The 20,119-nt window shown below is 41.0% G+C and carries 14 protein-coding genes and 1 pseudogene; 8 read left to right on the top strand and 7 right to left on the bottom strand.

The features are described 5' to 3' along the window. Positions 1-123 precede the first annotated feature (123 nt). The 5 genes and pseudogenes from K8B83_RS11590 to ppsA form a co-directional block, all read right to left on the bottom strand. Positions 124-1,728 (bottom strand): annotated as a pseudogene (locus K8B83_RS11590) (BCCT family transporter). Between the two features lie 977 nt (positions 1,729-2,705). Continuing rightward, on the bottom strand, positions 2,706-3,125 hold the full coding sequence (locus K8B83_RS11585; RefSeq protein ID WP_188739204.1) for a MarR family winged helix-turn-helix transcriptional regulator: 420 nt from the start codon (positions 3,123-3,125) through the stop codon (positions 2,706-2,708). A 694-nt stretch (positions 3,126-3,819) separates the two neighbouring features. Further along, complete coding sequence (locus K8B83_RS11580) at positions 3,820-4,260, bottom strand: DUF1285 domain-containing protein (RefSeq protein WP_223417229.1); 441 nt, start codon at positions 4,258-4,260, stop codon at positions 3,820-3,822. Positions 4,261-4,281: 21 nt separating this feature from the next. Beyond that, a complete protein-coding gene (gene ydiJ / locus K8B83_RS11575) occupies positions 4,282-7,329 on the bottom strand; it encodes a D-2-hydroxyglutarate dehydrogenase YdiJ (protein ID WP_223417228.1) in 3,048 nt (1,015 codons plus the stop codon). Between the two features lie 117 nt (positions 7,330-7,446). Next, on the bottom strand, positions 7,447-9,816 hold the full coding sequence (ppsA, locus tag K8B83_RS11570) for a phosphoenolpyruvate synthase (protein WP_223420057.1): 2,370 nt from the start codon (positions 9,814-9,816) through the stop codon (positions 7,447-7,449). A 126-nt stretch (positions 9,817-9,942) separates the two neighbouring features. On the opposite strand from ppsA, the gene ppsR reads away from it, so the two are divergent. Next, complete coding sequence (gene ppsR / locus K8B83_RS11565) at positions 9,943-10,755, top strand: posphoenolpyruvate synthetase regulatory kinase/phosphorylase PpsR (protein ID WP_223417227.1); 813 nt, start codon at positions 9,943-9,945, stop codon at positions 10,753-10,755. A gap of 206 nt (positions 10,756-10,961) precedes the next feature. Further along, on the top strand, positions 10,962-12,026 hold the full coding sequence (locus tag K8B83_RS11560; protein WP_223417226.1) for a 3-deoxy-7-phosphoheptulonate synthase: 1,065 nt from the start codon (positions 10,962-10,964) through the stop codon (positions 12,024-12,026). Positions 12,027-12,330: 304 nt separating this feature from the next. Here the strand turns inward: K8B83_RS11560 and K8B83_RS11555 are convergent, their stop codons facing one another. Next, on the bottom strand, positions 12,331-13,593 hold the full coding sequence (locus K8B83_RS11555) for an HD-GYP domain-containing protein (protein WP_223417225.1): 1,263 nt from the start codon (positions 13,591-13,593) through the stop codon (positions 12,331-12,333). 266 nt (positions 13,594-13,859) lie between these two features. Here K8B83_RS11555 and K8B83_RS11550 point away from each other — a divergent pair, with 266 nt between their 5' ends. The 6 genes from K8B83_RS11550 (at position 13,860) to K8B83_RS11525 (ending at position 18,010) form a co-directional block, all read left to right on the top strand. Next, complete coding sequence (locus K8B83_RS11550) at positions 13,860-14,393, top strand: SixA phosphatase family protein (RefSeq protein ID WP_223417224.1); 534 nt, start codon at positions 13,860-13,862, stop codon at positions 14,391-14,393. Positions 14,394-14,777: 384 nt separating this feature from the next. Further along, positions 14,778-15,041, top strand: a complete 264-nt coding sequence (locus K8B83_RS11545; protein ID WP_223417223.1) for a Rho-binding antiterminator — start codon at positions 14,778-14,780, stop codon at positions 15,039-15,041. Between the two features lie 116 nt (positions 15,042-15,157). After that, on the top strand, positions 15,158-15,595 hold the full coding sequence (locus tag K8B83_RS11540; protein ID WP_188739211.1) for an acyl-CoA thioesterase: 438 nt from the start codon (positions 15,158-15,160) through the stop codon (positions 15,593-15,595). Positions 15,596-15,787: 192 nt separating this feature from the next. Then, complete coding sequence (locus tag K8B83_RS11535) at positions 15,788-16,450, top strand: response regulator transcription factor (RefSeq protein ID WP_223417222.1); 663 nt, start codon at positions 15,788-15,790, stop codon at positions 16,448-16,450. Continuing rightward, the gene (locus K8B83_RS11530; RefSeq protein WP_223417221.1) at positions 16,450-17,067 is read left to right on the top strand and encodes a DUF938 domain-containing protein; all 618 of its coding nucleotides are present in this window, start codon (positions 16,450-16,452) and stop codon (positions 17,065-17,067) included. The genes K8B83_RS11535 and K8B83_RS11530 overlap by 1 nt, the downstream gene beginning before the upstream one ends. Before the next feature lie 97 nt (positions 17,068-17,164). Continuing rightward, complete coding sequence (locus K8B83_RS11525) at positions 17,165-18,010, top strand: D-hexose-6-phosphate mutarotase (protein WP_223417220.1); 846 nt, start codon at positions 17,165-17,167, stop codon at positions 18,008-18,010. Positions 18,011-18,105: 95 nt separating this feature from the next. Here the strand turns inward: K8B83_RS11525 and ushA are convergent, their stop codons facing one another. After that, the gene (gene ushA / locus K8B83_RS11520) at positions 18,106-19,824 is read right to left on the bottom strand and encodes a bifunctional UDP-sugar hydrolase/5'-nucleotidase UshA (RefSeq protein WP_223417219.1); all 1,719 of its coding nucleotides are present in this window, start codon (positions 19,822-19,824) and stop codon (positions 18,106-18,108) included. Between the last annotated feature and the right edge of the window lie 295 nt (positions 19,825-20,119).

The following is a 20,119-nucleotide window of genomic DNA, read 5'->3' as shown; positions in this document are numbered from 1 at the left end:
ACAGAGCATCTATGCTTTAAATCGACTTACTTGCAGCTTGAGCCTGTGCACTTCATTTTCCAGTGTGACGTATACAAAAAGAAGGGCTTACAAGAATGTACCTTGTAAGCCCCTTCATCGTAATTAAGCGGATTGATTACGGTTTAATTGCGGCTTTTTGACTTCAGTAAACATGCCAAGCACCAAGCTAACGCAAGCAAGCACTAATATAATCGCAAACGGAAGCGCAGCGATAATAGTAACCGACTGAAGCGCTTTAATGGAGTCAGTGCCACCAATCCACAACATCACCATCGCAATTAGCGCAGAGATAACCGCCCAAACAATCTTTTGCTTCATCGGTAATTCTAACTTACCACCTGCGGTCATGCTATCGACCACGATAGAGCCTGAATCTAAGGTTGTCACAAAAAACACGATAATCAGTAATACCGCAATAATGGACAGGATATCCCCCATAGGATAAGCATCAAGCATGTAGAACAAACTCAATGAAACGTCTGTAATACCTTGCTCTACACCTAGCTGGCCAACTTTATCAATGATTTGTTGAATCGCGATACCGCCAAAAAATGACATCCAAGCGGTGGTCACTAAAGTGGGTATAATCAACACACAAGCCAGAAACTCGCGTACAGTGCGGCCACGTGAAATTCGTGCCACAAACATACCAAAGAATGGCGCATACGCAATCCACCAAGCCCAGTAGAATACCGTCCAACCGTGTAGCCAACTGGTGTCTTCACGACCAGAATTTTGGCTCAATGGTATGATGTTTTTGACGTAACCGACAACGCCTGTGACCAATGAATCAAGCACAGTCGTGAAATTAAGAATGCTGATAAAACCAAGAAATATAAAGGCAATAACCATGTTGATGTTACTCAACAATTTAACCCCGCCATCCATGCCACGAACAACTGATAGAATAGCAAGCCCCATAATGACCAGAATAATCGTCAGCTGCAGAAAAATGCTATTCTCAAAACCAAACACGTGGCTTATTCCGCTGGCCGCTTGAGACCCACCTAAACCCAGAGACGTTGCAAGGCCGAACAAAATAACCAGTACGGCCATAATGTCGATCACATCACCGGTTTTGCCCCAAACTTTATCACCTAATATGGGATAGAAAACCGAACGCATTGAAAGTGGTAAGCCCTTGTTATAAACAAAGTATGCCAATGACAGCGCGGTCATACCGTAGATAGCCCAAGCATGAAACCCCCAGTGGAATACCGAAGCGCCAAGCGCTAATTCACGGCCTTATGGTGTAAAAGGTGCCACGTCGAGCGGGGTGCCAAACCAATCAGTGTAAAACGCAGTTGGCTCTGCCACGCCCCAGAAGATAAGGCCAATACCCATACCTGCTGCAAATAGCATAGATACCCAGGATATTGTCGAGTAATCCGTTGTGGCGTTATCACCGCCCAAGCGAATTTTACCTAATGGAGAAAACGCAATCCCGATAGCACAAATGAGCATAATGTTAGCAGTCCACATGAACACGAAGTCAAAGTGAGATAACGCTGCGCCCTTCACTGCATCGATAGCGGCTTTTGCATCTGCAGGGGGGAAAACCAGCAGAGCCACAATAAATAAAATAGATAAACCGACGGAAACGCTAAAAACTGTGTTGTGGACATCCATGCCCCACTTGAAGATATTGTCTTGACCAACCTGATAATCGGTTGATTCTATACTGTATTTTTTTGACTTGAATTTCATAATTTACAGGCTTCACTATTCGAATGAGGAATAAGAGAAACTAACTCCATTTTTGATTGGTGTTGATTAGATAGATAATAAAGTACAAGGGGTTTACATGCCATCACATACATCAAAGAGGAAGCCCTTATCGCGTATCGATCACATATTTAAACAAGGAAAGCCCTTATCGCGTAAATATTTGGATAAAAAGAAACGTGTAAAATATACGTTGTTGGGTGCTCTGATCATGTAAAGAGCTGACACATTGTCTGAGTAACAAAATGAAGCAACCTATATTTTGAACAACATTGCGGTTTTTGATAAACCTGTTGGACTATTTCCCATCGTGCTATTTAATTCATATGTCCAATCTGCAGCCCAATAGGATCACCAAAATAAGATGTCACATCACTTTTAACCACAACCACAGTGGTGTAGAGGCGAGCGCTATATTGTACTGTATCATAGAAACGGCCAAAGCGAATGGACTAATCCCGTTCAATATATCAAACACTGCTTAAAACAATTATCCCATCCTGATTTTGACTTCAACAGTGTATGACTCTGGCTAGTTGAACTGGGCAAGGCGCAGTTTGCTGAACGCTTACATTATTTAAGCAAGTAACATTTAAACAAGTGACATTTAAACAAGTGACATGTAAACAAGTGACATGTAAACAAGTGACATGTAAACAAGTGACATGTAAACAAGTGACATGTAAACAAGTGACATGTAAACAAGTGACATGTAAACAAGTAACATGTAAGCAAGTGAGATTAATGCAAATGAGATTAAAGCAAGTGACATTTAAGCAAAAACATAGCTCGATTTCATTACTTTACCGATAGCTCTGAACAATAAGTTTATCTGACTGATTTCAAAAGTTCTCGTGATACTGTTAGTGCAACACCTATTTTTGCGACTTAAACAATGTCGTACAGAATAATATCTTATTATTAATCAATTACAAGGATGATGAGAAATGAGTTAACACTTATTGACTAAATTGATTCACTTTATTTAGTAAGCGCATAAATTCCTGTTGCTCTTCATCTGACAACACCGCTAAAAAGCGCTCATTAACCCACTGCGCTTCATGGACTAAATCTTGTTCTAACGCTTTGCCGTTGTCAGTTAAAAAGATTTGAAAAGCACGACGATTGTCTGCCTCTTGATGACGGGTGATAAACCCCTGCACTTGAAGTGTGTCGAGCAGGCGTGTCATGGTGTAGTTTGCCACATCGCACCGTTTAGACAGCTCAGTTTGACTCAAGCCCTCTTCTTGCCATAAAGCAAATAGCACAGGCCAGAGTTTACTGTCCAACTCATAACGCTTTAAGCGTGTATCAAGTTCTTGCTGTAAAGCAATATTAAGATGGGAAATCAGGTAACTTAAACTTTCAAAACGTTTCAAATGATACCTCCTACATCGTCATTAGCATGTTGAGTTACTTTCGATAGCAATTCAACGAACGCGAACAAATTAAGATTACCATGTCTATACGTTAAGAGAAGCGCTTTAGCCTTAGTTTGAGTGAATATATCGATTAAAAAATGTTAACTATTTGTATTTAATATAGTAAAGAACATATTTTTCATTGTGTTACATAAAATATTGTTTAACCCACAGCGATATTTATAACAATAAAAAACAATGTTTTGACTAAAATCCACTGTCAATCTTGTCATTTATTTTACTCACAAGGCCAGGGTCTGTTGATCTTTCAAGATTGTTTTTGCAGCGAATTGTTGGTCTTTACTCACATATATAACTGCGCGGCAGAGACTTTGAGGTGTAGTTATTCTACATAAAAAGTCGATAACGCAGTAAAAATGGCCAACAAACGCTGCCTGAAAGGTTCGGCTAAAAACGTTTTACTCTTTGTTGAATGGATTTTGCTTAGATGACTAGGCATCAATCCATTCGTCTCGATTAAAACGTTTTTTACTCGAACAAAATTCAAACAGCAAAGCTCACCAGACCCTAATTAACGCCTATTGCAAGTTCATTTAACGCAGTTAACAGGACGAAACGTGTTTGTTAGGCTCGAGCACAAAAACACTCAGTAATAAAACAAAGAGCTAACGAATAAACTGGTACACCTATGCTAATCAAAATCGATATAATCGTTAATATATCGGTAATAACAAGCTCGATTAAGTTTTCCAGTTAACCCCCTGATTAATGGAACATAAATACCATCATCAGTGACATGTATATCTTGCAATTTAACGGCGTTAACTTGGGTTGCAATACTGGTAGTAAAAAACAGTTCATTAGCTGACGTGGCAATTGATTGATAATCTACTAGCACGAGAGGATAGGATTCTACGGCCACCTTTACCTTTTCGACGGGTGTAATGAGGAAATATTCATTATCGATACAGTGCAAAATACTGCTAAATAACGCAGCAAACTTTGCTGGCAACGGGCTGTTAAGGTACAGCCACTCACCATTTTCTTTAATATGAAACAACACATCCTCACTGCATAACGCCACGCCATCTGGATGGGTAAATGAGTTTAGCGCTGTTGTTTCATCTGCCATGCGATCCGCCTTAATCTATTGTTAATCCATCAACTTAAGTAATGCTTCAATTGGGTGTTGAGGTTTAAAGCCTGCAAAACGCTTTACTTGGCTACGACAAGAATACCCCGATACTAGCACCTGGCTATGTTGTGCAATTTTTTCAATACTTGGTTGCCAAGACATTTCAAATAATTGTTCAGAACGTTCGAGATTATCCAGTTCATGGCCATAAGTCCCCGCCATGCCACAACAACCTAAATTAACGCTATTGAGTTTGGCCCCAAAGTGACTGAATATGGCTTTCCATTCGTTAGCGGTATTCGGTTTTGCGGTCGATTCCGTACAATGGCTAAACCAGGTAAATTGTGGTGCATCTTTGGCTAAAGGTTCAACCACTGCACGAGTTGCTATCACTGAGCTTAACCACTCATTAGCCAATTTGACTTCAAACGGCCCACGGCGTTGGCCTAGTGCTTCTTTATATTCATCGCGGTAACACAATACTAAGGCTGGATCGAGGCCAACCATTGGCATGCCTAGCGCATGAACACGGTTTAAAAAGTCTGCACTGTCTTGTGCAGTTTTAGCAAACTTGTCTAAAAAGCCTTTAATGTGTGTAGGTTTACCATTGGGTTTGAACGGCAATAACACCGGCTTTAAACCTAACTTTTCAATGAGCTGAATAAAACGATATACCAAGCCTGCATCATAAAAGCTATTAAATGGATCTTGTACTACCAATACATATTTACTGCGTTCAGCCTCGGGAATTGCACACAAAGCATCAAGGTCATAGCCACGACTGGCGTGCCCATCTAAGCGTTGCTTTAATGTAGGAACTGACAATTTGGGTGCATCGACATAACCAATGGCTTTTTTAATCACCCACTGGCTAAGTGGGTTTTGCGATGCAAAATTAGTGACCTTTGGCATCGTCGCCATCAAGGGTAATGTGTCTTCAATACCCGCGACTAGGTAATCTTTTGCTGGGCGTAAATAACGTTTGTAATAAATATTGAAAAACTGCGCCCTAAATTTTGGCACGTCCACTTTAACAGGACATTGACCAGAACAAGCCTTACAAGCTAAACAGCCTTTTAGCGACTCCATCACCTCATGGGAGTAATCGTAATCACGCTGGTTGTTTAGGGTATTTTGAGTACGCTGCATCCAACCTAATGGTTTAGATTTGGCCAGTTGTTCTACATCAACACCTTCGGCCTCTAACAAACGTAACCATTCTCGCATTAATCCTGCACGGCCCTTTGGAGATTGTACTCTATCGCCTGTCGCTTTAAACGATGGACACATTGGAGAGTAACTGCTGTAGTTAAAGCACAAGCCGTTACCATTGCAATTCATCACATCTGGAAATGCATTACGCGTTTGCACTGGGATTTGTCTGTCGAAACTACCACGCTTAACACTGTCGACATTAAACATAAGTGGGCCAGATTGCGCTGGTGCAACTAGTTTTCCGGGGTTTAAACGATTATCAGGGTCAAACCAGCCTTTAATTTGTTCAAGCACAGCATAAAGTTCATCACCAAACACTGCTGGGCCATACTCACCGCGAACACCTTTACCGTGTTCGCCCCACATTAAGCCGCCATATTTAAGGGTTAACGCAGCCACTTGATCTGATATAACTTTAAGCAGTTTTTCGTCCGCTTGATCGCACATATCTAGTGCGGGTCGCACATGCAACACACCAGCATCAACATGACCAAACATCCCATATTGTAAATCATGGCCATCTAATAATGCGCGAAATTCCATAATATAATCGGCTAAATTTTCTGGGGGCACGGCGGTATCTTCAGCAAATGCTAAGGGCTTGCGGTTGCCTTTTGTTGCTCCCAATAAACCCACAGCCTTTTTTCGCATGGCATAAATATTGTCGATATCATTTCTATCGGTAATAACTTGAAAACCAACTAATCCATATTGCTGTTGGTTGAGTTGTTCACTCAACATGGCATCTAACTGTGCAACCTTATGGTTCACTTCGTCATCTTCACCGGCAAACTCAACCATGTTGAGACCTTCTATGACTTTATTAGGCACCGCCTTAATTTGCTCTGCTACTGAATGCCAAATAATATCTTCACGAGCTAGGTTAAGTACTTTAGAGTCAACGGTTTCAACAACTGTCGCTTTAGCTTGTACTAACGACGGAGCATGGCGCAGTGCAGACTCAAATGAATCGTATTTGATGTTAACCATTATCCGGGTTTTAGGTAACGGAGTTAGGTTTAGTTTAGTCTCAGTGATAACAGCAAGCGTGCCCTCTGAGCCCGCTAAAATACGTGATAGGTCAAATTGTGTTAACTCATCATTCCACACATGCTTTAAATCGTAACCGGTTAAAAAGCGATTAAGTTTTGGAAAACGATCAATAATGGCGTCGCGTTTTGCACGGCAGACATCTGCAATGTTAGTGGCAATAGTATTGGCTAATTGATTATCACCAAAGGGTTGTTGCTTAAGTAAATGGTTTTTTATTGGGGTTGTGCTCAATACACTGCCATCTATAAGTACACTTGTGATACCTAACACATGATCTGAGGTTTTGCCGTAAACCAATGAACCAGCACCAGAAGCATCGGTATTAACCATACCGCCTATAGTTGCTCGGTTAGACGTTGATAAGTCTGGACTAAAAAAGAATCCATGTGGACGCAAAGCATCGTTTAATGCATCTTTAACAACCCCAGCCTGTACCCTTGCCCAGCCTTCTTTTGCATTTATTTCAAGTACTTGGTTTAAATGGCGTGACACATCTAAAATCAACCCGTGCGTTAATGATTGGCCATTAGTACCCGTACCGCCACCACGAGCACTAAACGTGACTTGTTTATATTTTGGCTGTGCGGCTAGTGATAACACTAATTCAACATCTTGTTGATGTAGTGGGTATATCACCGCTTGGGGTAAAAATTGGTATACCGAATTATCGGTTGCCTGAATAAGCCTCGCACTGTAGCGCTTGTCTATTTCACCCTCAAACTCACTTTGTTCGAGCGCGTCAAGAAACTCAAGATAGATAGGTTCTAATGTTTGTTTATGTGATAGCAAAGGTAACATAGAGGGCTTTTTAATTGTTGGTATATTGAGTTCATTATAAACAAAAAAAAGCCGCTAAAAAGCGGCTTTTAAGACAACTTGATAAAATTGCAGGTTGAATTGCAATTTTGGTGTTATTTATCCATGAGCTTCGGCTAAATATAACCAAGTATCAATGACGGTATCAGGATTTAATGACACTGTGTCGATGCCTTGTTCAACTAACCATGCAGCAAAATCAGAATGATCTGATGGGCCTTGGCCACAAATACCTACATAAGCACCTTTGGCTTTTGCGGCTTTGATGGCCATAGATAATAATGCTTTAACAGCATCATTACGCTCATCAAACAAATGACTGATAATACCTGAGTCGCGGTCTAACCCTAATGTTAACTGAGTTAAATCGTTTGAACCGATAGAGAAACCATCGAAATGCTCAAGGAATTGGTCAGCTAATAAGGCGTTAGAAGGAAGCTCACACATCATGATGACACGTAAACCATCTTTTCCACGCTCTAAACCTTGCTCTTTGAGTAATTCAATTACTTGTGATGCTTCGCTTACTGTACGAACAAACGGGATCATCACTTCAACGTTAGTTAAGCCCATTTGGTTACGTACACGTTTAATCGCTTCACATTCAAGCGCAAAACAATCGCGGAATGACTCAGAAATATAACGGCTTGCACCACGGAAGCCCAACATTGGGTTTTCTTCTTCTGGTTCGTAACGATCACCGCCGACTAAGTTAGCGTATTCGTTAGACTTAAAGTCTGACATACGTACAATCACTTTTTTCGGATAGAAAGCAGACGCAATCGTTGCAATGCCTTCCACTAGGCGAGCGATATAAAATTCAACGGGTGAGTCGTAACCGGCAATCATGTCATTGATTTCAGATTGTAGCTCAGCAGTTTGGTCGTTAAATTCAAGCAAGGCTTTAGGGTGAATACCAATCATGCGGTTAATGATGAACTCTAAACGCGCTAAGCCCACACCTTCGTTTGGCAAACGAGCAAAATCGAATGCACGATCTGGATTACCCACGTTCATCATGATTTTCATTGGTAATGACGGCAAAGTGTCTACACGATTGGTGATAACTTCAAACTTTTGCTCGCCTGAGTAAATCAAACCAGTATCACCTTCGGCACAAGATACAGTAACAATGTCGCCGCTCTTAATACGGTCGGTAACGTCACCACAGCCAACAACTGCTGGTACGCCTAATTCACGAGCGATAATTGCAGCATGACATGTACGACCACCACGGTTAGTAACAATCGCACTTGCGCGCTTCATGATGGGTTCCCAATCTGGGTCTGTCATGTCTGTCACTAACACATCGCCAGGCTGAATTTGGTCCATGTCTTCAATAGACGCTAGCACCTTGGCCACACCTGTGCCGATTTTATGACCAATGGCACGACCTTCACATATTACATCGCCTTTGGTTTTTAAGTGGTAGCGTTCAATTAATTGTACATCTTCACGGCTACGAACGGTTTCTGGACGAGCTTGAACGATATACAACTTACCGTCATTACCGTCTTTTGCCCATTCGATATCCATTGGACGACCATAATGTTGCTCAATGATCATGGCTTGCTTAGCAAGCTCCATCACTTCGGCATCATTAATAGAGAATACACGGCGTTGCTCTGCGGCCACGTCTTCAATTTTAACCTGCTTACCATGAGAAGCGTCATCAGAATAAACCATCTGAATCAACTTACTACCAATGTTACGGCGCACAACGGCATCGTGACCTTGAGATAAAATTGGTTTGTGCACGTAGAATTCGTCAGGGTTAACCGCACCTTGTACAACCATTTCACCTAAACCAAAAGATGAAGTGATAAACACAACGTCGTTATTGCCTGACTCAGTGTCCATTGTAAACATCACACCAGAAGCCGCTTTGTCTGAACGCACCATACGTTGTACGCCAGCAGATAAAGCAACACCTTGATGTTCATAACCTTGATGAACACGATAAGAAATTGCACGATCGTTAAAGAGCGACGCGTATACATGCTTAATCGCTAGCATGACAGCATCAAACCCTTTTACGTTTAAAAATGTTTCTTGTTGGCCTGCAAATGATGCATCTGGCATGTCTTCAGCCGTTGCTGATGAACGCACCGCAAATGACGCATCTTGCGTTTCACTTGATAATTGCTCATATGCTTCACGAATAGCATTTTCAAGTGCAGGCTGGAATGGGGTCTCAATCACCCATTGCCTGATCTGTGCACCTACTTTTGCCAGTTCATTGACATCATCCACATCCAATGTAGCCAGAATGTCAAAAATCTTCTGGTTTACTCCACTTTGTTCAAGGAACTCATTGAACGCATGAGAAGTCGTAGCAAAACCGCCAGGAACTTGAACCCCTGCATTAGCCAGATTGCTGATCATCTCACCAAGGGATGCGTTTTTTCCGCCAACCTTGTTTACATCACCCATGCCTAATTCTTGATACCAGAGTACGTATTGCTGCACAGTTTTATCTCCGCAAGTTTTTATTTCAGTGGCCACTTCACACGAGGGCAATAGCATCTTACACTCCCATACAACACGCGTAAATCTATAATTTTATTTGTAATTTTATTACTACAAGAGGTCAGAATGACGCCAAAAGTATTTTATATTTCAGATGGGACCGCGATCACAGCAGAGGTTTTTGGGCATGCGGTTCTTTCACAGTTTCCTATTGAATTTGAAGCACTTACAATTCCTTTCGTTGAAACGGTCCAACGAGCACAAAAAGTTAAACAACAAATAAATGATTGTTTTATTACAACAGGCGAAAGACCACTTGTATTCCATTCGATCATTAATCCTGAAATTCGTAATGTGATTTTTTCGAGCGAATGTGTCGATTACGACTTTTTGAATACCTTTGTTGCGCCACTCGAACAACACTTAGGGGTACAAGCCAAGCCCATTTTGCATCGTACTCATGGTAAAGGTAATCATGGCTATGAGACCCGAATTGATGCCATAAACTATGCAATGGAGAATGACGATGGCCAAACCATGAAACACATGGATAAAGCCGACATTATTTTATTAGGTGTATCTCGTTGTGGTAAAACGCCATCGAGTTTATACCTGTCCATGCAATTTGGTATAAAAGCTGCAAACTACCCGTTTACTGAAGATGACATGGATAATCTTAAGTTACCTGAGTCGCTTAAACGCAATAAATCAAAGTTATTCGGCCTAACTATTGACCCTCAACGACTGCATGAAATTAGACAAAGTCGCATGGAAAACAGCCGTTATTCGTCATTAAGACAATGCCGCCTTGAAGTTAAAGAAGTTGAAATGATGTACAAAAGAGAACGTATCCCTTTTGTGAACACCACGAATCACTCTGTAGAAGAAATAGCCACAAAAATACTCGACATCACAGGCCTTGAACGCCATATGTTCTGATAAATAAACAATCGATTTAGGTTACAAATAGCCGATAAAACCATCAGGTGGCGACATTGACTAGGGTCAATTCGCCTTTCACGTTTAACGCAATCGCTTTTTTAGTCCAGACAATCCTAGGCTAAGCCTCGCATCTTTAAGTTCTTTGGGTATATAATCCCGAGCATTATGATGCTGATGCATCTCACGATTTTTCGGTAATGTGCATGACTATTAAAACAGATGAACTAAGAACAACCCTGCTAAGCAAAGTGATTTCTCCGGCTCAGTTGGCGTCAGAATACCCTTTAACTCAAGATGCAGCAGATTATTTAGTGGCTCAGCGCCGCGAAGTAGAAGCCATTATTGCCGGTGAAGATCAACGCTTGTTAGTGATTATCGGGCCTTGTTCAATACATGACACCAAGGCGGCTTTAGAGTACGCTCAAAAATTAGCCACACTGCATCACGAGCTCAAAGACGACTTATGTATTTTAATGCGAGTGTATTTTGAAAAGCCGCGCACGATTGTAGGTTGGAAAGGCCTTATTTCTGACCCAGATTTAGATGGCAGTTTTAGCCCTAATAAAGGTTTGCGTATGGCACGGCAGCTGCTGCAACAAATTACTGAGCTTAAATTGCCTATCGCTACTGAATTCTTAGACATGGTCAATGGTCAATATATTGCAGATCTTATAACCTGGGGTGCTATTGGCGCACGCACCACTGAAAGCCAAATTCACCGTGAAATGGCCTCTGCACTGTCTTGCCCTGTTGGGTTTAAAAATGGTACCGACGGTAATATCAATATTGCTGTTGATGCCGTTCGTGCAGCACAAGTGCCACATATTTTCTACTCGCCAGATAAAGATGGCGCAATGGCTGTTTACCGGACTCACGGCAATCCATTTGGCCACATTATTTTACGGGGTGGTAAAACACCTAATTATTCTGCTAAAGACATTGAAATCGCTCGAGCACAGCTAGAACAAGTTGGTGTAACTCAACGCATGGTGGTTGATTTTAGCCATGGTAACAGCGAAAAACAGCATAAAAACCAGCTAAACGTTGCTCAGAGTATTATGGAACAAATGCGCGCAGGCAGTACTGCAATTGCTGGGATTATGGCAGAGAGCTTTATGATTGAAGGTAACCAGAAAGTGGTTAAAGGTGAGCCTTTAACCTATGGTCAAAGTATTACCGATGCCTGCCTACATTGGGCAGATTCTGAAAAGCTATTACGTGAATTAGCCCAAGCCTCTCGTGACCGTATAAACTTACTTGCGAAGTAACCTAACTCTGGATAATAAATGCATTTCAAACAGTTCTTTGCACCGATAACGTTGTTAAATTCACTTGCAATAGACTCGCTATTGACGCGTAAATTTGCCTAGTTATCAGCGCAAATTTCAAGTTTGAATGCATCGTATGGAGTTATTGTTAGAATCGATGTTATTTATTCATCTCTTAACCAGAGTTGAGGTTAAGTAATTTAAACGCCAAATAATGTACGTGCCACACATCAAGTGCCAGTCAAAATAGACTGGCATTTTTTATTCATAAATACGAACACACCACCAATATAGACACAAATCATCACACACTGTTAGCTGTCTTTAAGGCAGATTCATAACTTGCAGAATGGTGTGATAAAGAGGCTTGAGATAATTCGGCAAAGTGATGCTCAATGGATATAAAACTGTCTACTAATGCCGGATCAAAATGAGTAGAACGACCAGCCAAAATAATGTCTTTTGCCTCTTGATGAGTAAAAGGACGTTTATAGCAACGGGGGGATGTTAATGCATCATAAACATCAACTAACGCCACTATTCTTGCCGATAAAGGGATCGCCTCACCTTTAATGCCTTTTGGATAACCACTGCCATCCCATTTTTCATGGTGTCCTCCAGCAATATCTCGTCCCATTAACAAAAACTGACATTGAGGAGCATACTTTAGCAAACTGTCTATGACCTTTGCGCCCATTTGTGGGTGAGCTTTTATGTGTTCAAACTCTGCAGGCGTTAACTTACCGGGCTTAAGCAAAATATGATCAGCAACCCCTACCTTACCAATATCATGTAAAATTGAAGACAAGCTTATTTCTTTAATAAAAGCTTCTGTGAGCTCCTCTGGAACCTGTTCATCTTCTAATCTTTGCTTAGCTAACATTTTCGCGTATTGCTGCATTCTAATAAGATGCGCCCCCGTATCATTGTCACGATATTCTGCTAACTTTGCCAAACCAATCACTGTGGCTTGTCTAGATGCTAAAGTAGATTGTAATGAATGGGTTAATTTACCCAATAGGTAAGAAATTGACTGAGTAACAATGGCACAGGTGACTAAAAAGTTAATCACTACAACATACCAAATCAAGGTTGAAAAGTGCTCCATTACAGGCCAATGTAACCATTGATAGTGAAAAGCCACACCCATTATGATTAATAAAACAGCGTTGATAAGTTGCGCAGCAATAGCAGCTTTTGAACCCAGTAACACACTGGTTAATGGGGGAAACGTAAATAACCAAAAAAATCCAGCACCAGAAGGACCAAGAACAATTAAAAAACCTGCCCCAATAAAAAATGCCAAACCGCAACCACACATATAACGGGTTTTATCAGTTATAGAAGAATAAAACACCACAAATATCATTAGGCCATAAGCAATGGTATCAAATATAGCCATGTACCAGATGCCTTGCTCAATACACAAGTAAACACTCGTAATATAGACAGGAACACATATGATCACGAGAGTGGTAAATAAGCGCATAAAAATAGTATGGCGCCATAACGGCAAGGCATCATCTGGCTCTATTTGAATAATTTGTGCGGTTAACGATTCAGACATAACCCATCCTTAGTTTGTGTGCACCCACCATCCTGCTTGCATTAATAGATGCGGTTCGCATGAGCATCAACTTAAAGCAAGTATTGCTGGATAATGGCAAACTAGCAAAAAATTGATCACGATTAATAACCCTTGAATAACCTTTAACTCATGTAACTCAAATGATGTAAAATTGCATATAAACTTTACATTTATGGCAAAGTTACTCTTTTGCCTTTTTTGCTAATCCGCTATTGATAAACAATACATCGTTAAGGGAGTAAGGCATGACGCTTAGCATTCGATACTGTTTTTTGTTTTTAGTAACATTTTTTAGTCATTACACTATGGCACAAACCATCAAACCAGTAGAAAAAGATGGCATCATTGCAGTCCAATCCAAAGTGTTTTATTTAGTGAGACACGCTGAAAAACTAGAGGGAAACGACCCTAGCCTGTCGGCCCAAGGTAAACTACGTGCCATTCGTTTAGCGAGCGTATTATCAAGTACACCATTGGCCAAAGTGTATACCACTGACTACAAGCGAACCCGCGAAACTGCTCTTGCGGTTGCAAAAGACCAACAACTAGCACCCCATTTGTACGACCCATCTGATCTTAACTCTACCGCAGAAATATTACGTAAACAGCAAGGGCATATTTTGGTGATCGGCCACAGCAATACAACCACAGCGCTTGCAGAACAACTGGGCGCAGAAAAACAACCCGCTATAAATGATGCAACTGAATTTGACAGGCTTTATATCATCACGCTTGATGCCAATAATCACCAAGTATCTACCGTATTGTTACGATATTAACCGCCCTATTTGCTGTTGTTATTAAGTCAAAATCGATGTCTAACATATTAGCGGTTTCACTCTGTGCATAAATGAATTGAGCACCAAGTGCGTGTTTATCTTAGTTGATAAATATATTCAAAGGTAAAATAACGATCTAGATAAAAAACCGATAACGCTTTAATAATGGCCAACAAAAATAATGGCCAACAAACGCTGCAAAAAACAGGAAAAATCATCAGACTCTTGTACATACTTACTGCTTTGTTCAACGAGTATGCTCTAAACCGCTAGGCGCTAATTCATTCGCCGTGCTTAATCCGTTATATTTTCAAACAACATCAGTATTAAAAAACAAACACAGCTTAGATTAGCTCAATATCGACAACTGAAATGGTATAAAAAATGACTCTAATAAAATGTGAACACTATGACTACATAGAAATCATGTGCTTACAGCAGTACCAAGTGAAGATAAGCTTACGTTCAGGTGTTGAGCTTGTGGGGCGCTTTAGCCAAACCATTATCGTTCACCAGGGTGAAACAAAACATGAAGCAATTAGCGGCGTAACACAACAGCAGCAACCAATAACCATTTTGTTAACTGACATTAAGCATATTGATGTACTCAATGAACATGCCATGTTCAAACATTTGCAACTCGATTAAATTAAACAGCAATACCAATCAGGATAAATAATACTGGGTAATATTCGACATATCTTAAGCTCATACAGTACAATGCGCGCCGCTTTTCCTGTCTATTAGTTAATTTAGGTCCTTGTATGTCGCTTGCTCAAAATCCAAATCAAACAGAAACCCATTTCCCTGACGATATCGCGGCGAGGATCATTCAATCTGAAGCGCGGGTGATCAAAGCTATTTTTCCCTCTAACACCAACCATCACAATACTTTATTTGGTGGGGATGCATTAGCATGGATGGATGAAACCGCCTTTATCGCAGCCACGCGTTTTTGTCGAAAATCGTTAGTGACAGTGAGTTCAGACCGTATCGACTTTAAAAAAGCAATACCTGCTGGCAGCCTTGCTGAACTCATTGCCAAAGTCATTCATGTGGGTAATACCTCAGTAAAAGTCGAGGTTAATATCTATGTTGAAGACATGTACAAAGATCATCGAGAGCATGCCATTCGTGGTGTGTTTACCTTTGTTGCCGTTGATGAAAACAGACAACCCACACAAGTGTGGCCTCACGCTTAAGCACAATGTAACAAATGCGGTCATTTGGCTGCATTTGTTACCCAGAAGCCATCTTGCGCCATAGACTAAAGTCTATAATTGAATGGTTATTCGCAAAAAACCCTCTTTTTATGTCACAAAGCAATAGAACACTCGATTACTTTTCTGTTACATTGAGTTAATCTTCACGTGCAACATAGAATAAAAAAAGCCATGAAGCTCGAAAATTTAAATATCATAATTGCTGATGACCATCCGCTATTTCGTAATGCCTTACGCCAAGCATTAAGCAGCGCATTTAATCATACACAATGGCTCGAAGCAGACAGTGCAGAAGCACTGGAATCTGTACTTGAAAACAGCGAATGCCGATTTGATTTAATTTTGCTTGATCTACAAATGCCTGGCTCACATGGTTATTCAACCTTGATCCACCTTCGTACACACTACCCGAATATTCCAGTGGTGGTGATTTCAGCACACGAGGATATCAATACCATAAGCCGCGCTGTACATTATGGCAGCAGCGGTTTTATCCCAAAATCAGCGTCAATGGAGTCATTGACCGAGGCGTTAACGGCGGTGTTATATGGCGATATTTGGTTGCCTGCCGACACAGAATTAGTGCCAGTGTCTGATGATCCAACAGACCAAATGGCCAGCCGCTTATCCGATTTAACCCCACAACAATATCGTGTATTACAAATGTTTGCAGAAGGGCTACTTAATAAGCAAATTGCGTATGATTTTGGTGTGTCAGAAGCCACCATTAAAGCCCATGCGACTGCAATATTTAGAAAGCTTGGCGTGCGCAATCGCACTCAAGCAGTCATTGCATTACAGCAACTTGAAATGGAAAAAGTTGATCTTTCGTAATGCCGCACATAATACCACTAGCACAGTTGCCATTTTCTCAGGCATGTGAAAATAACAAGTCAGTTATAGTAGATAATTTATTTCACTGGTTTGCTAATTCGTCACATGTTTTAGAGATTGGCAGCGGCACTGGACAACACTGTACCTACTTTGCCAAACACCTTAGCCATCTTCATTGGCAACCCAGTGATCAAGCAAGTTACTTACCTACATTACATGCAAGAATAGCTCATTTTCCTTTAGCCAATTTAGCCCCTCCCATAGAGCTGGATGTAAGTACTAGTTGGCCGCAATTACCCACAACGTTAGATGCAATCTTTACTGCCAACACACTGCACATCATGAGCAAAGAAAATGTGGTGGCATTGTTTTCAGGCTGTGCTAAGCATTTAGCAAGTAAAGGATGCTTGGTCATTTATGGTCCTTTCAATTACTCTGGCAATTATACAAGCGACAGTAATAGACAGTTTGATGTTTGGCTTAAGCAACAAAACCCCGTTAGTGGGATCCGAGATATTGAATGGATTACGTCATTAGCTCATCAACAAAGCTTTGAGCTTAAAGAGGACATAGCCATGCCAGCCAACAACCGAATGTTACTTTTTACATTAGTATAATCCCAACAATCACTTGCCCATTATCACTTGTTTGAAAATAAGGTAAGCTACAAGCTTAATTCATTTCGCGATTTTGATTAATACAAGGACACTTACTATGGGTTCTGTTACCACCCAAAAACACCCTAATGGTCTTGAGTATGTAAGTATTGAAACAAAGCTCTGCCAGGCGCGGATTTTCATGCAAGGCGCCCAAATAGATCAATTTATACCGTCTGGTAAGCCTCCCTTACTGTGGGTATCCTCTGCCGATGACTATCAGCCAGGTAATGGCATTCGTGGTGGGGTGCCAGTATGTTGGCCATGGTTTGGAATGCATGAAAATCCTCAATATCCACAACATGGCTTTGCCCGTAATAAAATTTGGTCTCTTGAATCAGTTGATATAAAAGATCAAGTAGTCGATTTGGTATTTAGCCTGCCGCAAAGTGAATACGAACAACAATATTGGCCACATAACACCCAAGTCAAAGTTCTGTTCACTTTAGGTGAAACTCTTACTGTTAGTATTGTTAATACTAACAAGGATAATCACCCAGTGAGCTTAACCCAAGCATTACACAGTTATTTTCCTATTGGCGATATCCATCAATTGAGTGCAACAGGTTTTAGCGGGGCTCAATATATTGAATTTGGTCAAGGGCCGTTCCAACAACCACAAGATAACGTCACTTTTGACCGAGAAACCGATCGGGTTTACACCCATTTAACCGCTAGCCAGGAACTGAATACACCACATGGCACCATTGTTGTTAGCCGTGAAAATAGCCGTTCTGCAGTATTATGGAATCCGTGGATAGATAAATCAGTAAGGTTGTCACGTTTTAATAACAATGATTACCTCACCATGGTGTGTTTAGAAGCAGCTAATGTGCTGGACGATAAAGTGGTGTTAGCCCCGGGTGAAAGCCACACATTAACGACCCATATTTGCTGGAAGTAGCCATAAATTTTAAGCAACAAAAAAGGTAGCCGATGCTACCTTTTTTATTTAATCACGTATTGATTATCGTTTAAGGATGAGCCCTTAAACGTTAATTAGTTTGCTGTGATAGTACAACCTAATTGGCTGTCAGAGTTTTCATAAACAATATCGCCTACTGGTGCATAATCTGCCGCAACAATTGACCCTTTATCTTGGAAGAAACTGTACAGCACTTCAGCATCAACATAACCGGTTTGGATTGGATCGAGTACTGGGTAACCGTCTCCACCCGCTGCGTTAAAGCTTGGCACAGTAAAGCTGTATGAGTCAGTTGCACTGTAGTCTTTACCGTTAATTTCGCTAATTGCGACGGTTTTTGCTACACAATCAACGTTCATTTTAACGCCAGTTATTTGAGCATAAGCCCCTGCACCACGTTGGAACGAAGCGACTGTATTTAAATATTCAGTAATTTCAGCACCCGTCATGGTCATTAACGTAACGGTATTACCAAATGGTTGAACCGTTAGCACGTCACGGTACGTAATCTCACCCGCTTGAATTGAAGCACGTACACCACCTGAGTTCATCACGCCGATATCTGCACCTACTTTAGTACGTTGGGCTTCTGCGATTAAGCGACCTAGGTTGGTTTGCATGTTGCGCACGTTGGCACGTTCACCATCAAGTAAGGCGTCTGTGGTGGCAATCACTTCATCTAACTGACCTTGACCACGTTCTTGATAGTATGACAGTAATTCTTCAAGTTCTGCATCAGGCGTAATTTCATCAGCCACCAATACTTTAGTTTTATTGCCATCGGCATCAGTTACTGTTGTTTTTAAATTAACAGGCAGTAACTTATAGCTTGCAAGGTGAAGTTCACCGTTAAAATATTCAAAGTCAGCACGACCTACATACTTACCCCACTCATGAGCTTGCATGATGTAAGTGCCGTTTTGCATATCAGGAGTACAGTCATCGCCTGGTTCAAAGTCAGCATAATTATTTGTATCGGGTTCCATACAAACTGGATTTTGTGAGTGACCGCCAATGATAGCGCTTAAATCACCAGCCGTTAGTGTGCGTGCTAAAGTTACATCACCAGGCGCGTTACTGCCATTTTGCGCATCAGCGTAATGCCCCATATGAGTGGTTGCAAAAATTAAGTCCGCTGCATTAGCTTCTTTAATTTCGGCGATAACTTTTGCAGCTTCAGTTGCAGGATCTGTGAAGGTCAATTCCGAGATATACTCTGGATTACCAATTTTAGCAGTGTCTTCTGTGGTTAAACCGATCACCGCTACTCGTAAGCCATTAACGTCAAAAACTTTATAAGCATCAAAGTAACGAGTACCGTCGGCCTTATAAATGTTAGCCGCAAGCATTGGGAAATTAGCAATAGAACGTTGAGAGTCTAATACAGCTAATGGATTGTCAAACTCATGGTTACCGACGGCCATGGCATCATACGCAATTTCATTCATACCAATAAAGTCAGGTAAAGCGTCTTGTAAATCGGACTCTGGCACACCAGTATTAATATCGCCACCCGATAACACTAACGTGACACCACCATTTGAACTGACCTCATCACGAATTTGATCGATAAGCGCTTTACGTGCTGCCATACCATATTCGCCATCACTGTTATGCCAAAAACGACCATGGTTGTCATTTGTGTGCAACACAGTAAACGTCTTACAATCTTCACCCGCTTCTGCACACGTCGCAGCAATAGGTGTTTCAATAATATCATCGTCGCTGTTACAACCGGTTAATGCTGCTATTACAGCCGTTGCCACTAATCCTTTAATTAACATGTTAGTCATGATTTACCCCGAGTTATTATTTATTTTTTAAATCTGTGAAATCCAATTCACAAACAGCATATTAACAAAGATTGACGACTTTTGATTTCATTTTTATGAAAAAGTGTGATTTTTAATACATTAATAACAATAACTTAAACCGCAATTGCCCCATACAAAAAACAATGCGATTGTTAATGCACTTGTTAAAAACAAGTAAAAAAAATGGCTGTAACAGATAAGCTGTTAAGCCATTTAAATAATTCACTTTTCAGGTAACCTAGCTGTTTACGCCATTGTTCGCCACAGGGAACAG

The sequence above is a fragment of the Shewanella inventionis genome (genome assembly GCF_019931735.1).
Lineage (GTDB): Bacteria > Pseudomonadota > Gammaproteobacteria > Enterobacterales > Shewanellaceae > Shewanella > Shewanella inventionis.
This window is presented reverse-complemented; position numbering and strand designations above follow the sequence as displayed.

Coding starts and splice junctions, on each gene's coding strand:
- K8B83_RS11580 (WP_223417229.1), bottom strand. CDS start 4,260: ATGGCAGATGAAACAACAGCGCTAAACTCATTTACCCATCCAGATGGC.
- ydiJ (WP_223417228.1), bottom strand. CDS start 7,329: ATGTTACCTTTGCTATCACATAAACAAACATTAGAACCTATCTATCTT.
- ppsR (WP_223417227.1), top strand. CDS start 9,943: ATGACGCCAAAAGTATTTTATATTTCAGATGGGACCGCGATCACAGCA.
- K8B83_RS11560 (WP_223417226.1), top strand. CDS start 10,962: ATGACTATTAAAACAGATGAACTAAGAACAACCCTGCTAAGCAAAGTG.
- K8B83_RS11555 (WP_223417225.1), bottom strand. CDS start 13,593: ATGTCTGAATCGTTAACCGCACAAATTATTCAAATAGAGCCAGATGAT.
- K8B83_RS11550 (WP_223417224.1), top strand. CDS start 13,860: ATGACGCTTAGCATTCGATACTGTTTTTTGTTTTTAGTAACATTTTTT.
- K8B83_RS11545 (WP_223417223.1), top strand. CDS start 14,778: ATGACTCTAATAAAATGTGAACACTATGACTACATAGAAATCATGTGC.
- K8B83_RS11540 (WP_188739211.1), top strand. CDS start 15,158: ATGTCGCTTGCTCAAAATCCAAATCAAACAGAAACCCATTTCCCTGAC.
- K8B83_RS11535 (WP_223417222.1), top strand. CDS start 15,788: ATGAAGCTCGAAAATTTAAATATCATAATTGCTGATGACCATCCGCTA.
- K8B83_RS11530 (WP_223417221.1), top strand. CDS start 16,450: ATGCCGCACATAATACCACTAGCACAGTTGCCATTTTCTCAGGCATGT.
- K8B83_RS11525 (WP_223417220.1), top strand. CDS start 17,165: ATGGGTTCTGTTACCACCCAAAAACACCCTAATGGTCTTGAGTATGTA.
- ushA (WP_223417219.1), bottom strand. CDS start 19,824: ATGACTAACATGTTAATTAAAGGATTAGTGGCAACGGCTGTAATAGCA.